Below are 14,949 nucleotides of genomic sequence, written 5' to 3'. Positions count from 1 at the left end.
CCAAATTCACTAATCAGGATCGGAAAATGGGAAAACAACACTTGCATCGACTTCAGAATTTTTTCAAGCTGGCGAAATCGCGTTTAAAGCCTTATGTTCGCTATGTGATTCTGGGCGGGACGTTTTTATTTATTGCGAAAGCTTTTTTCACTCACTGGCGAGAAGTTGCGAACATCCAAATTCGAGCCGAAAGTTTTCCCTTGCTGGCGATCGCCCTCGGCATTACTTTAATGTCTCTGATTTTTGTTGGCTGGGTGTGGATGTTGATTTTGCGGGAATTCAATCAAGTTGTAAGTGTCCGGTGGGCGATTCAAATTTTTCTCAAAACTAATATTGCCAAGTATTTGCCGGGGAATATTTGGCATTTTTGGGGTCGAATTTCGGAGGCAAAAAAGGCTGGTATTTCGCCGAAAGTTTCTATTCTCAGCGTGTTGTTGGAACCGCTGCTGATGGCTTCTGCGGGGGTGCTGATTGGTTTGATTTGTTTTGACAAATTCAACGGTTTTTTGCGGATTTTCGGTTGTGCTGCGATTTTAACGGCGATTCAGCCCCGAATTTTAAATCCGATCGTCCTATTTGTGGAGCGGTTGAAGTTATCTAAGAAGAACGGGGAAAATTCTGAGATTGGGGAGGAAATTGGGGAGGAGATTGAGGAGGTTGCGGGCGATCGACCAACTTGGCGTTTGGGGTCTAGCTCCAATATAGCTAAAAACACATCTGGTGTCAAGTCTTCGCCGGCAATTAATTTACCAATTAAACGCTATCCTTTAGTGCCGTTAATCGGACAAATGTGTTTTATCGGATTGCGGGGCTGCGGTTTTTTGCTAACGGTAATGGCTTTAAATCCGGTGAATTTGATTGATATTCCGAACTTGTTCGGTGCTTTTTGTTTTGCGTTTGTTGTGGGTTTAGTTGTACCGGGTGCGCCCGGAGGGATGGGAGTATTTGAAGCAACGGCGATCGCCCTGCTGTCCGATCGCTTTTCTGTGGCTATAATCTTGAGTGCGGTGGCGTTGTATCGGATAGTGAGCATTTTGGCGGATGTTGCGGGTGCTGCTGTGGCTAAGTGCGATCGGCAGCGCAGACAGGTTAAAAAAAGGTAAATTTAACTGTTTCGGCATCAGTTACCCGCTGAAAATATCGGAGAATCTGTAGATTGCAGGTAATAGGAATAGTGCCATAGAGTAGGGAAACGATTAGAACCGTTGGTGTCAACTTCACCCAAAAAAACACTAACAGCAACAAATGGAAGAACAACGACAAAAAGCCGATCGCCTTTCCGACAAATTGCGAGAAATGGGCATCAATCCCGACGAAATTTGAACAAACAAGACAGCGGTTGAAACCACGTCTATACTGATTTCAATCGCCCTTTCCCGACTCTCCCGACAAAATCCCAACAAACTCCGCGTGTTCCGGCGAATTAATCCCCTCCTGCAAAACCGCCATCACCTCCGCCAAATCTCCCGAAAACAAAGCCGGTACAGCCAACCACAAACCCGGAAAAACTCTACTGCAAATAACACCATTATCATCCGGTTGGATAGAAACATAGTTGCCTTTTTCCAACCTAAACCCATGCAAACGTTGTTTGTTAATCTGCCAAACCATATACTCCTGCACCCCATTTCGCCGATAAGCATTTTTCTTATCATGCAAATCCTTAGATGCTGTACTTGCAGCTATTTCTACAATCAATTCTGGCGCACCTTGCACGTAATCATCATCAGTAATTCGCGAATTTCCTCCATTCTCAATTCGCAGCAAAGCGTCGGGCTGCGGTTCATTTTCTAAATCTAAAAATACAGTAGTTTCAATCCCTAAATCTACCCCTGGTGTTGCCACTTGGTAATTCAACAACAATCCAGTAATCGCAGCATGGGGTTTACCGTGGCTTCTGTGACGTACTGGGGATGGCATATACACAATTCCTTCAATTAATTCGGCTTTCTTGACCTGCGGCATGGCGAGATAGCGATCGTGAAATCCAGGTCGTGAAAGCCGATCGCCATTTTCCAGCTGCAGAATACTCGCATCGTCATCAGCAGGAGTTGGTTGCTCAATATTTCTTGTACTTTTTACAGATATTTGAGTCATCAGAAATCACCTTTTACTACAGGTATAGAAACTCGAAATAGTCAAATAAATAAGCAGTTATTTACATTATACACTTAACATCAACCTCGTTTCATCTTGTGAAAACAACGCTTTCAATCCTCAGACAACCTATAATAACTTGACATATCAACCAACCAGCCATGCAAAATCCGCGCCAAATAGCCTTTCTCGCACTCCGCGAAGTCCACCGCCGAGGTGCGTTTGCAGATGCCGCCCTCGATCGCACTTTAGGCAATTCTCAACTCAACGACCTCGATCGGCGTTTAGTCACAGAGTTAGTTTACGGTAGCGTCAGGAGAATGCGGTCGATCGACTTTATCATCGACAAACTAGCAACAAAAAAATCCTCCCAACAACCGCCAGACATCCGCACCATCCTACATTTAGGCTTATATCAACTGCAATATCTCAACCACATCCCCCCCTCCGCCGCCGTCAACACCACCGTTCAACTAGCAAAAGAAAACGGATTTTCAGGACTCAGCAGTTTTGTCAACGGTTTGCTGCGACAATACATCCGTTTAACCCCCTCAAGCGGGGCCCGCACGCACCATCCATTACCCCTAGAAGAAGGGGCTAAGAGTATTCCGAATTCCCCTCAGCAACCAGAGACTGAAACCACATCAAATCCCCCCCCTTACCAAGAAGGGGCTAGGGGGAGTTTGAATTTCCTAACATTACCGGAAAATCAAATCGAACGCCTAGGAATTCTGCACAGCTTCCCCGACTGGATTGTCAAATTGTGGATCGAACAAATAGGCGAAACCGAAACCGAACAACTCTGTGAATGGTTCAACAAATCTCCCAAAATTGACCTAAGAATAAATCCCTTAAAAAGCTCGATCGCCCAAATCGAAGCCGCCTTCACAGCTTGCAACATCTCAACTAGCAGAATCCCCAACTTACCCCAAGCATTAAGACTAAATAGCAGCACCGGCGCAATTAAAAACCTCCCCGGATATAGAGAAGGTTGGTGGACAATCCAAGACAGCAGCGCTCAATTAGTCACCCATTTACTCGATCCACAGCCTGGAGAAATCATCATCGATGCCTGCGCGGCCCCAGGAGGGAAAACCACCCACAGCGCCGAATTAATGCAGGATACAGGCACTATTTACGCCTGCGACAAAACCGCCAGCAGACTCAAAAAACTTAAAGAAAATGCAGACAGACTCCAGATGAAATCTATCAAAATTCATACCGGAGACAGCCGCCAATTCCCAGAATTTATCAACCTAGCAGACAGAGTTTTATTAGACGCACCTTGTTCCGGCCTCGGAACCCTCCACCGCCGCGCCGACGCCCGCTGGCGGCACACACCTGAAAACATTCAACAACAATCCCAACTGCAATCAGAATTATTAGCAAATGCAGCGAAATTTGTCAAGTCCGGCGGCGTATTAGTTTATGCAACTTGCACGATTCATCCCTTAGAAAACGAACAAGTTGTGCGATCGTTCTTAGACAACAATCCTCACTGGCAAATCGAACCGCCAACCATTGATTTACCTGTACAGCCATCACCCGAAGGATGGGTGAAAGTTTGGCCACACAAATATCAAATGGACGGCTTCTTTATGGTTAAACTCAAGCAAGATTAACTTGCAAGACGATTGAAGTTCGCAATTGCATCGGCGTTAATCAGTCTTAATCTGCGGTTGACCATTCACAATTTAGATTGTTACAATAAATCCAATGTACATTTAAATTGTTGGTTGGGCGAGGCGGTTTTTTTCAATTGTTGGTGGGAATGAAGGATTGTTGGTGAACCCTGCCCGGAAGGATTGTGATATCATGTATTTTTGATCAATGGGCGATCGCACTGGTATTGCAAAGAAGACCGGGCGGTTGAAACCGCATCTATACAGACAAAACCCGCCGACGCGGGTTGAATACCCGGCAGTTTAAATTACGTTGTTTTCTTCAGGTTTCAACCGCCGTCTTATCTTTTCCACCACCAATCAACCAAAATTCAACGGATCGACATCAATAGTTAGACTAACAGAACGCGAAGTGCGTGAAGCGAAGCTATCCCGAAGGGAATCGCGCAACCCGATCAAATCCGACAAATCCACAGACTCATCCACAGGTAACTTCAGCAAAATCTGCCACCGATAGCGATTCGCCACCCGCATAATCGCCGCCGGCGCAGGCCCCAACATCTCGCAGCCAGTCACCGAAAGTCGATCGATATACTGTTGACAAACAGACGCCAACTGTACCGCAGTCACCGCAACTTCCGCCGCATCAACACTACTCAACCGCAACAAAACCAACCGCCCCGAAGGTGGATAATTCAACAGCGCCCTTTCTGCTAATTCCGTCTCCACAAAACCCGCATATTCATGCCGCCTCACCGCTTGAATTACCCGATGTTCGGGAGTGTAAGTTTGGATAATTACCCGCCCCGGATCGTCACCTCTCCCCGCACGTCCCGCCACTTGAGTTAATGTTTGAAAAGCCCGTTCGCTGGCCCGATAATCCGATAAATTCAGCAACCCATCAGCCGACACAACTCCTACCAACGTTACTCCTGCTAAATCTAACCCTTTCGTCAGCATTTGCGTACCCAACAAAATATCAGCTTCCCCATTAGCAAATTGAGTTAACAATCTGCGGTGGTCGCCCTTATTTCTAGTAGTATCGCTATCAAACCGAATCGCCCGCAATTCGGGAAACAATCTGGTTAATTCCTGTTCCACTCGCTGGGTGCCGCTGCCGAAGTTTTTGAAGTAAGGAGAACTGCAATCTGGACAGTTTTGAGCGTGTCGTTCCGTGTGGTTGCAGTAGTGACAGCGCAAAATTTCGGCACTTCCTTCGCCGATGTGGTGATAGGAAAGCGAAACATCGCAATTCGGGCATTCCATCACGTAGCCGCAACTCCGACAAGAGACAAAGGTACTGTGTCCTCGGCGGTGAATAAATAGGATGCCTTGCTGTTGTTTTGCTTGCAATTGTTCCAGGGCATTTTGCAGGGAAGTGCTGAAAATTGAACGATTTCCTTGCCGCAATTCTTGTCGCATATCGACTACTTCCACGGGTGGCATCGGGCGGGAATAAATGCGATTTGGTAATGATAAATAATGGATGTTTGGTAATGAGTAATAATCTCGGCGCGTCCCCACTAATGTCTCTAAGGCTGGCGTTGCAGAACCTAAAATTAAGGGACAATTTTCTAATTCCGCGCGCCATTTGGCAACGGTGCGGGCGTGGTAGCAGGGCGCTCGTTCGTCTTGTTTGAAGCTGCTGTCGTGTTCTTCGTCGAGGATAATTAAGCCGAGGTGAGGCAATGGTGAAAAAATGGCCGATCGCGTGCCGATGACAATTTGCGGGGCTCCAGCGAGCATCTGCCGCCATGTATCGTAACGTTCGCCGTCGGATAGGGCGCTGTGGTACACGCAAATTTGCTCGCCAAAACGGGCGCGGAATCTGTCTGTAAGTTGCGGTGTCAACCCGATTTCGGGGACGAGCACGAGGGCGGATTTGCCACTGGCTAGGATTGGGGCGATCGCCTGCAAATACACTTCGGTTTTCCCGGAACCTGTAACGCCGTGCAGCAGCACTTGACGGAATCCCGAAAAACTGTTAATAAACGCTAAAGCTTCAGCTTGAAAATGAGTTAAAATTTTCGGCGCATCGGGTAATTGAGCAATTGCGCGATCGGCCCTGAGCACTTCCCTTTGATCGATCACAATACAACCTTTTTCTGCCAATTTTTTGACAACAGAAGAACTCGTACTGCAAATTCTCAGCAAATCGTTCATCCACATTTCACCGCCGCCCAGCCGCAAAACTTCTAATACTTCTTGTTGTCGCTTGGTTAAATCTACAACAAAGCCGCTAGGAATTAATGTCACTGCCGGTTTGAATTGTGCTTTGGGAGGATTGGGCGGTTCTATATAACTTTCTACCCAACCCCGTTTCAACAAATCTCGCAATCCCCGATAGCTTCCCTTGACTTGTCCCTGAAGATATTTCCAAGTGTAATCGCCGTTTTTTTGAGCTTGCAGCAATTGCAATATTTGACTAGCGGCGGGATTTAGAAATGTTTCGGCATTGGGAGAAATAGCTTCTTTAATTAAGCGAATGCGACGCACAGAACGGCTTAATAAACCGGGCGGTAGCGCAGCTCTAATTACTTGAATTAATGGCGTGCAGTAATAAGTAGATACTCGTTCTAGTAGTTGCCAATAACTAGCCGGAAAAAATCCCGTAGTGACAATATCTTCGACATCTTTCACCCGCGCCGGATCTAAGTCGGTTGGCAGTTGAGAAACGAACCGAATCGCGATCGCCCCTACCTGTTGACTGCCAAAGGGTACACTCAAAATATCCCCCGGCTGCACGTTCAATTGGGCTGGTAAGCGATAGGTGAATAGTTTGTTTTCCTCCCCCGGCAAGTCCCCCGCACCCCTGAAAGGAGAGTCCACCAACACCTCGATCCACTCTGCGCGCACGGTGGGGGGGTGCGGCGGTTGGCTGCTACCGTAGGATGCCCCGGCCTCTGCTGCGGAGGGGGTTGATAAACCAAAAGTGACAGTAGACATAGGGTTGCACATCAAACTAGGAGGAGCCGCGGTCATAGGGAATTTTTATTATCTCTCAATTTAGCTCGATCGATCGAGACTTACCCAGAACCTATAGGTGTGCGGTGCAGCATCAGCACTCAGCCCTATCTGGCACCGTCAAAAAGTCCCTCAAACCCTTGAGGTATGGTACTTTATAGGGCGCGCAATGTGCACTGGTGCGAGTCTGTAGATAATTAACCGCACCTGTGCGTCAGCGCGAAATTTCTTGAGTAATTACTAAAAAAACTTTCCCCCTCTCCCCCTTTAGCTACGGGATTTGGCGATCGGAATCTCGATCGCAAATTCAGTCCCTTCTCCCACTGTCGATATACACTCCAACCTCCCGCCGTGTTTGTCCACCACAATTTGATAACTAATTGACAGCCCCAAACCAGTCCCGTGTCCCACTGGTTTAGTTGTAAAAAACGGATCGAAGATTTTCCCTTTTACAGCTTCATCCATTCCCATACCATTATCCTTGATGCTAATTTTAGCCCAATCTTCTGCAAGACTAGAAGTAGTAATTTCAATTTGGCTGGGGTTGGCTTCCATCTCTTCTGGCGATCGGTTTTTTTCTTGATACCGCAGCGCATCAATAGCATTATTAATGATATTCATAAATACCTGATTTAATTGTCCTGGATAACATTCTATTTTCGGTAGATCACCATAATTTTTAACAATTTTAATAGCTTTACAATCCGGTTTTTCCTTAGTTGAGTTCTGCAAAATCAACAAAGTGCTGTCAATTCCTTCGTGAATATTAACAGGTTTCTTTTCAGCTTCGTCAACCCGCGCAAAATTGCGTAAAGTCAGCACAATTTCGCGGATGCGTTCGGAGCCAACTTTCATTGACGAAAGAGTTTTTAACAAATCTTCCCGCAGAAAGTTCAGGTCAATCTCTTCAATAAAATCCTCAATCTCCGTATCAGTTTCTGGATACCTACTCTGGTACATTTCGAGTAATTTTAAAATGTCGCCAGTGTAGTCATTGACATAGGTAATATTGCCATAGATAAAGTTGACTGGATTGTTGATTTCGTGAGCTATACCAGCCACCAAAATCCCCAAAGCCGACATTTTTTCAGCTTCGATCAATTTAATCTGCATTGCTTGCTGATTTTCCAGAGCTTTTTCTAGTTGAGACATTCTTGCTTTTAATTTATTTTCTGAATCGAGAAATTCTTGAGTAACTGTTTTTAGCAAAAATTCTTTTTCTTGATTCTGGAGTTCTAGTAGGCTGCGTTCGGTTTCCGAAATTTCTAATTTTTGTCGCAAGCTTAAATTTTCATCTTCAACATTTTTAATTGCATTTTCCCAGTCTGTTGGTTCCATTTGCTATTACTTTAAACCCAAAAATAATCTCACAAAAGTTAGATTGTGAATTTGAGTTGCACGCTTAACTTACTTATAATTTAGTCGCAGCTCGCTCCGGCATTTTTGTTGATAAAATTAATAACTCCTTTATTTTGCTCGATCTAAAAATCTTATCTAATATTCATTGAAAATGTCAAGAGATTAACAACAAAGCAAGTTAAAACCGATCGCAGTTTTTCATCCCTGCACTCGCCATCGTTCCCGTTGCGATCGCCCGGGGTCGATCGCACCGCACTCCGCAAGGGTTGCTTGCATTCGAGAGGATCGCGCATTTGTCGGAGGGCCAGGGCGTGAAAAATTGCCAGATGAGTGACAAGATTTGTACAAAAGCCGCCCAGGGCGATCGACCACAAGCAATCTCAACTAACGAGCCAAGTGCCCTATCTCCCAGAACGCAATCACACTATACGATTGCTGAGAAATTTCACTCTTGTGTGTCGATCGCACTTACGCACCCGCACCATTTTGTGCTAAGAAATACTACTTGTGACAACATCGAGACAGCATTCTATATTTGGAGAGTAATTGATGTCAGGTAGCGAAGTTCGTGCAGACTTTTGGATGAGCGAGTACATTACCCCCTGGGATATTTACGTTCACGGCATCATCAGCGTCCTCGCTTACAAGAAAACTGCCTATCAAGAAATGTACGTAGTTCAGACCGGTACCTACGGCAAAGGCTTAGTTTTGGACGGCAAATGGCAATCTTGTACCGGCGACGAGTTTCTCTACCACGAACCCCTCGTGCACCCAGCCATGATTGCTCACGGTTCGCCCAAAAAAGTGCTCGTGCTCGGCGGCGGAGAAGGAGCTACAATTAGAGAAGTGCTGCGCTGGAAAACAGTCGAAAAAGTCGTGATGATCGACATTGACGGCGAAGTAGTAGAAGCTTGCCGCGAACACCTGCCAGAAATGCACCAAAATGCCTTTGACGACCCGCGCTGCGAAGTAGTAATCGGCGACGCCTTGGATTATTTAGACAATACCGACAGCGATTGGGATATTGTCATTTCTGACTTGTCAGATCCTATTGAAGAAGGCCCATCTTTTCAGTTATTTACCAAGGAGTATTTTGAGAAAGTCCGCAAAATACTGTCACCTGACGGATATTTTGTAGTACAAGCGGGCCCCGTTTCTCCGGCAGAAATGAAAATGCACGCCCGCATCGTCAACACCCTGAAATCGGTATTTCCCAACGTTCAATCCTGCACCAGCTTTATTTCTACCTACGGAGCTCCTTGGGGTTTTGCCATAGCTTCAAGCCAGGAAATAAACACGCGGCCAGAACCCGAAGTTACCGACAAAATACTGGCCGAAAAAACAACCGGCGGGTTGCGGATGTTGGATGGGATTACACTGTTGGGGTTGATGCAAGTTCCCGGTCACTTGCGGCGGGTAATCGCCGAGGAAACCGAAGTTTACACTATGGCAGCACCGCCTAAGTTTTTCGGGAAAGGTTCTGTCAGTCAGTGAAGCTAAATTGAAAGAGAAAAGTCGTTTGGAGTAACTGAGATGAGCAATTTAATTCGCCTACTCGCTGCAATTTTTGTTCCCCCTCTAGGCGTATTTTTGACTGTCGGCATCGGCAGAGATTTTTGGATCAACCTGGTTCTAAGCTGTTTTTTCTTGTTTCCGGGTACGATCCACGCTGTTTGGGTGATTGCTAAGCACGATCGAGGTTAAACTATTTTTGTAAGGTGCGTCGCTGCCAAATTTTCGAGTTTATTTGGAGATGGTGGATAGCGACGCACCCTACAATATTTACAAGGTTAAGCTATTTTTGTAAGGTGCGTCGCTGCCAAATTTTCGAGTTTATTTGGAGATGGTTGATAGATCCGCACCCTACGATATTTACAAGGTTTTATTGATTATTGCACCTCAATTTCTTGACAAACCAATTCAGCAATTTTTTTCGCGGCACCGGATTCTCCTCGAACTGCACGCAAACGATCGCCCATTCGTGCTAATTTATCAGGATGGCTCAAATAGTCGATCGCCAAATCCGCCACAGCATCCGCTTCCAGCCGCCCGATTAACTCCGGCACAATCTCCTCCCCAGCCCAAATATTCGGCCAAGCATAAAGTTTTCCCTTCCCCAATTGCAAGATTGCCCAATTAATCGCCGTCGCAAAAACAGAACCGACTAACGGCAAATTTGCCAGCAATCCCGGCAAACCATCCCAAGCCTTCATCGCATCCAACTGCTGCGTCGGAATCAACACAATCATCGGTACAGCTAAGGAACCCAATTCCGCAGTATTCGCCCCCACAGTAGTCAAACACAAACTGCATTCCGATAGTAAATCATAAGCTGGAGTCTCAGTCCAAAGTTCTATTTTTAAGTTATTTGCTGTCTGCAAAAACGGCGATTCTGTTAAATGCAGTTCGGCGCTGGCGCTGTCAAATAAATGCAGGCAAGGATTTTGTTTTGGGTCGGCAAAACCTGCTATAGTTTGCACATCTATGGTAGGCGCAACCGGAATTACAAAGCGTGTTTGAGGTCGGATGCGGTGGATGGATTGGGCGATCGCCAAACATAAAGGCACACCTAAAGCTAATTTCGCCGCCTTAGAACCCGGTAACAATCCAATTAATTCTATTTCCCGTGGGGGCGGTGCGCCGTCTTTTGCCTCCGATTGGCGATCGCCTACTTCTGCAATCAAATCTCCCACAACCGTAAATTTATCAGCATATTTTTTCGGAACTTTAGCAAAAACTTCCGGTTTCATCGCCCCAAACTTATCAATCCAGCGATACCACCGCGCGTCCCATTCCGCATAAGTAACAGTGCGATATTTTAGCCTTTTGCCAATAACAACTGTAAAAAATTGGTCGCCACCTAAAAATAAAACAACTCCGGTTTCGTGCCAATCCCAATTTTGGGCAGTTTTGCCCGATAATAGGAATGAAAAAAAATGCTCCGGTGCTTGCACTCTGTCCACTTCTGGATAGGAAGATGCGATTTGTGCTTCTTTCCCCGTGGCGTGCGGACAGGGGGACAGCACTACCGAGATTCGGGCTTCTGTGCCGCTGTTTGCCAATTGCTGGCGCAATGCTTGCACGGCGGGACGCACCCAAGTTGCTAATTCTCCGGGCCCGTTGGAGAGGATTAAAATATCGACTGCCATAGGATTTAATATTTGAAAGGATACAACGGAGAATTTATGACCGATTTAATTGATGCCGTCAAGATGAGTGATATTGTGGCTGTGGAAAGTGCGATCGAACAACGCGCAGATATCAACGCCAAAGATGGCGAAGGCGCGACGGCTTTGACCGCTGCGGCTGAGGCTGGCAACGCTGAAATTGTCAAAAAAATCCTCGCAGCAAGCGCGGATGCTAACAGTCAGGATAATGACGGGTGGACGCCGTTAATGAGTGCCGCTGCTGCCGGACATAGCGAGATTGTACAGCTTTTGCTGGATGCGGGGGCGGATGTGAATGCTAAAACTAATTTTGGTTTGACGGCTTTGATGAGTGCGGCGGGTAGCGGGCGCGCTGATGTTGTGCAGGTTTTGCTGGAGGCGGGTGCTGATATTAAAGCTAAGGATAATAATACTTGGACTGCTTTAATTTGGGCATCTTCGGAACATCATCAAGATGTGGTTGAGGTTTTGAAGCTGGCGCGCGATCGGCATTAGAACTTTTGCAAAAATACAGTGCACCCCACCCCAACCCTCCCCGAACTCGCGGGGAGGAGGCAAGATTATTTCTTGTTTCCCCCCGCGGGAGGGGGGACTTGCGGGGGGTGAATTTGACTTTTCCAAGATATATATTAAAGACTTAGAAGCCGGGTTAATTGAATAAATCCGGTTTCTGGATGATACAATTAATTAATAAATTTGCCATTTTTATATCATGGTACCACTCGATCGAGAAATGCGTTTGCCAACCGGTGCCGAGCTTCCTTCTTCGGATGATACTCCTGTGGATAACGAAAATCAAAACTCGATCAACCGTTTGAAGTTTGCCAAACGATAAACGGCGAGTACGAACAACAAATTGGCAAACCTTTTTGGATGCCGGAAGTGGGTTTAGGCATTGGTCGAGGTCGATATAGGGAGGGAGAAAGGCAGTTAGAAGTTTTGTATTGGTTTGATGAAAGAGGTAGCAGGTATTTGACGGCTGAAGAATTGGTAGTTAGATACCGCGATCGCTTTGGCGAGTTGCCGGAATAGGCAAGGGCGATCGGGCTTAGTTGTTGAGAAACCCGGTTGCTGGGAGCGATCGGGTTTCTCGTTAGTATTAATTGCTTTCTAGCCGAGAAATACATAACCTATGTCAGGAATATTGAAAGGATTTACGATGTAAACCCGTTTCAGATTTAGATTTGCACCGCCCAGAATTTTGGCAATTGTGTCTCCCAATTTTTCGATGATTAAGTCTCCACCTGACGGAAATATGTTAAAGGGATCCAAACTCCCTGCAAGCTGGATAAAATCCTTACCTTTTTCAAAATTGACAATTGTTGCTTCGCCGTTACCTATATAGAATGTAATTGGGCCAATCAAACTCGGTCGATTGTTAGGAAAAACATCACCCAGAACGAAGTAATCAGAGCCGGGAGTGCCAATCAGGGTATCGAATTCACTGGTAGAAATGAAAAACTCCCTGGTGGATTCCTGGAATTTCACAGTTTCATAGCTATTGGGAGTAAATATATTCTTGGATAAAGCCACCTGAAGTCCATTGATTTGATTTTTACCTGTTTGAAAGCCAGTTACGATATCGTTTCCGTTGGTTCCAGTAAAAATTGCAGAGCGATTTGCCTCGAATTGCCCGAATTTGAGATAGTGTTCTCGCCCGGTTTTTAAACCTCCAGCCTCCACAACTGCGGCCACATCAGGGTTGTCTCGCAAGTAACGCGGTTCAAAGAAACTTGTGCCGTACCTACCTTCTGTTTTTCCGAATTTGATAAAATGCTGAAACCCAGATTTAAAAGTTCCGTTGTCCACGAATGGAGTTATCTCCGGATGACGTTTTAAATAAAAAACTTCGTCGTAGTCAGGCGATACGCGGGTGCGACCTTCTTCGTAGCCAAACTGAACAAAGTGGTCTAAACCTGAAGCAAAAGGCGCGTTTGGATTGTTTGGGGTGCGAACCAAGGGAGCAATATCTTGATTTTGAGCTAGATAAGTTTCTTCGTCAAAGTACCGCGATACTTTGGTTAAGCCGCCAGCTTGACCGAACTTTTCAAAGTGTTCTTTCCCAGATTTGATGATTCCTGCATCAATGGCAGGTTTAACCCAAGGATATTGCGAAAGGTAGTATTGTTCGTCAAAAATTGCGTAGTTAGCCATGTTTTTATACTGCGGCTTTAAATAGCGGTTTATGCAATTTATCAATCATCTGGAACTGAGAAAATCACCCTATAGGGTGATTTTTTTTTCAGTGTCTAATCTCATTAAAGCTCAATTAGCGATCGCACTCCCCAGCAACAATCAGCCAAATGCCCAATAGCTTAGAGATTTCTAGCCAAGTAAAAATCTAAAAACAGTAGATTCTGGTAATACATTCAAACTGAGATTTCCGCCACCTTCAATAACAGCGATCGTGTCAAAGCTACTAATTCCCGGACTTCCATCTGGACGGGAGACGAACAAGCCGTTCGTTTGGATAGCTAAATCTCGATTGTTGTTGATCGGCAATATCAAGAATTGATCTGAGAAAGGTGATAAATTATCTCCTAGCAGGATGCTATCCTCACCTTTCGTAAAGTTCCGAATTGTCGCAAAACCCGGCCCGATATAGAATGTTGCGGTTCCGGCCGGATTCCCCTTACTGCCTTCTATAAGGTCTCCGAGTACGAATTTATCGCGGCCGCTACCGCCAATGAGAGTATCGAATTCATTGCTGCCGTCACCTTCATACACTCGGCCCTCGCCAAAGCCATTACCTGTACGTAAACCTACTTCAGTTCCAATTAATTCGGTATTTCCCACCCCAGCACCGGCAATCATGTCATTCCCGGAACTTCCGATAAAAGTCGCAGAGCGGCTTGGATCGTTTTTGCCGAAATTGAAGTAGTGTTCCCGACCAGTTTTCAAGGCTCCCGATTCGACAAACGGCCGAACATCGGGATTTTTTTGTAAGTATTCTGTTTCAAAAAATGAAGTCCCAAACTGACCGTCTTTGATGCCGAATTCAATGAAATGCTGGTAGCCGTTTTTAAAAGTTCCATTCTGAATAAACGGCTGCAACTGTCGGTTATTTGCTACATAAAACGCTTCGTCATACTCAGGCGATACGCGAGTGCGACCTTCTTCGTAACCATATTGGATAAAGTGGTCTAGTCCGGTCGCAAAAGGTGCATTTGGGTTGTTGGGGGTGCGGACTAAGGCAGCGATGTCTGGGTTGCCAGCCAGGTAGGTAGCTTCGTCAAAATACCGCGATACTTTAGTTAAGCCGCCGGCTTGACCGTATTTTTCAAAGTGTTCTTGTCCAGATTTGATAACTCCTGTGTCGATCGCTGGCTTGACCCAAGGATACTGCGAAAGGTAGTATTTTTCGTCAAAAATTGCGTAGTTAGCCATGTTTTCCTCCTGCGGCTTTAATTGGCTGTTTGTGCAATTTATCAATCATCTGGAATTGAGACAATCACCCGATAGGGTGATTTTTTTTCATTGTCTAATCTCATTAAAGCTCAATTAGCGATCGCACTCCCCAGCAACAATCAGCCAAATCCCCAATAGCTTCGAGATTTCTACCCAAGTAGAAGTAGAGAACCATTAAGTTGTGGTAATAAATTCAACTTGACATTTGCGCCGCCTTCAATGACAGCGATCGTGTCAAAGCGACGGGTTGTATTGTTCGTCAAAGATATCGTAATTCATTTTTGCTTTTTTAAGTAAGAATAAAAAGTGCGATCGATCAAACTATTTTACGG

14 protein-coding genes are annotated in these 14,949 nt (G+C 45.7%); 7 read left to right on the top strand and 7 right to left on the bottom strand.

Annotated features, from left to right (window positions below; all coding sequences use genetic code 11):
- Positions 1 to 26 precede the first annotated feature (26 nt).
- Positions 27 to 1,103: a lysylphosphatidylglycerol synthase transmembrane domain-containing protein gene (locus tag QUA01_RS08420; RefSeq protein WP_333089106.1), complete on the top strand. Its 1,077-nt coding sequence runs from the start codon at positions 27 to 29 to the stop codon at positions 1,101 to 1,103.
- Positions 1,104 to 1,362: 259 nt separating this feature from the next.
- Here QUA01_RS08420 and QUA01_RS08415 read toward each other — a convergent pair whose 3' ends face one another.
- Complete coding sequence (locus QUA01_RS08415) at positions 1,363 to 2,097, bottom strand: Uma2 family endonuclease (RefSeq protein ID WP_333089105.1); 735 nt, start codon at positions 2,095 to 2,097, stop codon at positions 1,363 to 1,365.
- Between the two features lie 161 nt (positions 2,098 to 2,258).
- Between QUA01_RS08415 and QUA01_RS08410 the strand changes: the two genes are divergently transcribed.
- Entirely contained in the window at positions 2,259 to 3,719 is a 1,461-nt protein-coding gene (locus QUA01_RS08410) for a 16S rRNA (cytosine(967)-C(5))-methyltransferase (protein ID WP_333089103.1), read from the top strand.
- Positions 3,720 to 4,079: 360 nt separating this feature from the next.
- On the opposite strand, the gene priA is transcribed toward QUA01_RS08410, so the two are convergent.
- From priA to QUA01_RS08395, 3 genes are all read right to left on the bottom strand, one after another.
- Positions 4,080 to 6,665, bottom strand: coding sequence for a primosomal protein N' (gene priA, locus QUA01_RS08405; RefSeq protein WP_333089101.1), 2,586 nt, complete (start codon positions 6,663 to 6,665; stop codon positions 4,080 to 4,082).
- 285 nt (positions 6,666 to 6,950) lie between these two features.
- Entirely contained in the window at positions 6,951 to 8,021 is a 1,071-nt protein-coding gene (locus tag QUA01_RS08400) for a sensor histidine kinase (RefSeq protein ID WP_333089098.1), read from the bottom strand.
- A 152-nt stretch (positions 8,022 to 8,173) separates the two neighbouring features.
- The gene (locus tag QUA01_RS08395) at positions 8,174 to 8,416 is read right to left on the bottom strand and encodes a hypothetical protein (RefSeq protein ID WP_333089097.1); all 243 of its coding nucleotides are present in this window, start codon (positions 8,414 to 8,416) and stop codon (positions 8,174 to 8,176) included.
- A gap of 175 nt (positions 8,417 to 8,591) precedes the next feature.
- Between QUA01_RS08395 and QUA01_RS08390 the strand changes: the two genes are divergently transcribed.
- A complete protein-coding gene (locus tag QUA01_RS08390; RefSeq protein ID WP_333089096.1) occupies positions 8,592 to 9,536 on the top strand; it encodes a fused MFS/spermidine synthase in 945 nt (314 codons plus the stop codon).
- Between the two features lie 39 nt (positions 9,537 to 9,575).
- The gene (locus tag QUA01_RS08385; protein WP_333089093.1) at positions 9,576 to 9,746 is read left to right on the top strand and encodes a YqaE/Pmp3 family membrane protein; all 171 of its coding nucleotides are present in this window, start codon (positions 9,576 to 9,578) and stop codon (positions 9,744 to 9,746) included.
- 185 nt (positions 9,747 to 9,931) lie between these two features.
- Here the strand turns inward: QUA01_RS08385 and QUA01_RS08380 are convergent, their stop codons facing one another.
- On the bottom strand, positions 9,932 to 11,191 hold the full coding sequence (locus tag QUA01_RS08380; RefSeq protein ID WP_333089092.1) for a lipid-A-disaccharide synthase: 1,260 nt from the start codon (positions 11,189 to 11,191) through the stop codon (positions 9,932 to 9,934).
- A gap of 36 nt (positions 11,192 to 11,227) precedes the next feature.
- Here QUA01_RS08380 and QUA01_RS08375 point away from each other — a divergent pair, with 36 nt between their 5' ends.
- From QUA01_RS08375 to QUA01_RS08365, 3 genes are all read left to right on the top strand, one after another.
- Positions 11,228 to 11,704, top strand: coding sequence for an ankyrin repeat domain-containing protein (locus tag QUA01_RS08375; RefSeq protein ID WP_333089090.1), 477 nt, complete (start codon positions 11,228 to 11,230; stop codon positions 11,702 to 11,704).
- A gap of 217 nt (positions 11,705 to 11,921) precedes the next feature.
- Entirely contained in the window at positions 11,922 to 12,044 is a 123-nt protein-coding gene (locus QUA01_RS08370) for a hypothetical protein (RefSeq protein WP_333089089.1), read from the top strand.
- Between the two features lie 38 nt (positions 12,045 to 12,082).
- Positions 12,083 to 12,241, top strand: a complete 159-nt coding sequence (locus QUA01_RS08365) for a hypothetical protein (RefSeq protein ID WP_333089088.1) — start codon at positions 12,083 to 12,085, stop codon at positions 12,239 to 12,241.
- A 78-nt stretch (positions 12,242 to 12,319) separates the two neighbouring features.
- Here QUA01_RS08365 and QUA01_RS08360 read toward each other — a convergent pair whose 3' ends face one another.
- Together QUA01_RS08360 and QUA01_RS08355 are read right to left on the bottom strand one after the other, a co-directional pair.
- Entirely contained in the window at positions 12,320 to 13,363 is a 1,044-nt protein-coding gene (locus QUA01_RS08360) for a calcium-binding protein (RefSeq protein WP_333089087.1), read from the bottom strand.
- Positions 13,364 to 13,534: 171 nt separating this feature from the next.
- Complete coding sequence (locus QUA01_RS08355) at positions 13,535 to 14,596, bottom strand: calcium-binding protein (protein WP_333089084.1); 1,062 nt, start codon at positions 14,594 to 14,596, stop codon at positions 13,535 to 13,537.
- Positions 14,597 to 14,949: the final 353 nt, after the last annotated feature.

Source organism: Microcoleus sp. S36a_B3 (assembly GCF_036700745.1).
GTDB lineage: Bacteria > Cyanobacteriota > Cyanobacteriia > Cyanobacteriales > Microcoleaceae > Microcoleus.
This window is presented reverse-complemented; position numbering and strand designations above follow the sequence as displayed.

Coding starts and splice junctions, on each gene's coding strand:
- QUA01_RS08390 (WP_333089096.1), top strand. CDS start 8,592: ATGTCAGGTAGCGAAGTTCGTGCAGACTTTTGGATGAGCGAGTACATT.
- QUA01_RS08420 (WP_333089106.1), top strand. CDS start 27: ATGGGAAAACAACACTTGCATCGACTTCAGAATTTTTTCAAGCTGGCG.
- QUA01_RS08355 (WP_333089084.1), bottom strand. CDS start 14,596: ATGGCTAACTACGCAATTTTTGACGAAAAATACTACCTTTCGCAGTAT.
- QUA01_RS08400 (WP_333089098.1), bottom strand. CDS start 8,021: ATGGAACCAACAGACTGGGAAAATGCAATTAAAAATGTTGAAGATGAA.
- QUA01_RS08375 (WP_333089090.1), top strand. CDS start 11,228: ATGACCGATTTAATTGATGCCGTCAAGATGAGTGATATTGTGGCTGTG.
- QUA01_RS08360 (WP_333089087.1), bottom strand. CDS start 13,363: ATGGCTAACTACGCAATTTTTGACGAACAATACTACCTTTCGCAATAT.
- QUA01_RS08385 (WP_333089093.1), top strand. CDS start 9,576: ATGAGCAATTTAATTCGCCTACTCGCTGCAATTTTTGTTCCCCCTCTA.
- QUA01_RS08370 (WP_333089089.1), top strand. CDS start 11,922: ATGGTACCACTCGATCGAGAAATGCGTTTGCCAACCGGTGCCGAGCTT.
- QUA01_RS08410 (WP_333089103.1), top strand. CDS start 2,259: ATGCAAAATCCGCGCCAAATAGCCTTTCTCGCACTCCGCGAAGTCCAC.
- QUA01_RS08415 (WP_333089105.1), bottom strand. CDS start 2,097: ATGACTCAAATATCTGTAAAAAGTACAAGAAATATTGAGCAACCAACT.
- QUA01_RS08380 (WP_333089092.1), bottom strand. CDS start 11,191: ATGGCAGTCGATATTTTAATCCTCTCCAACGGGCCCGGAGAATTAGCA.
- priA (WP_333089101.1), bottom strand. CDS start 6,665: ATGTCTACTGTCACTTTTGGTTTATCAACCCCCTCCGCAGCAGAGGCC.
- QUA01_RS08365 (WP_333089088.1), top strand. CDS start 12,083: ATGCCGGAAGTGGGTTTAGGCATTGGTCGAGGTCGATATAGGGAGGGA.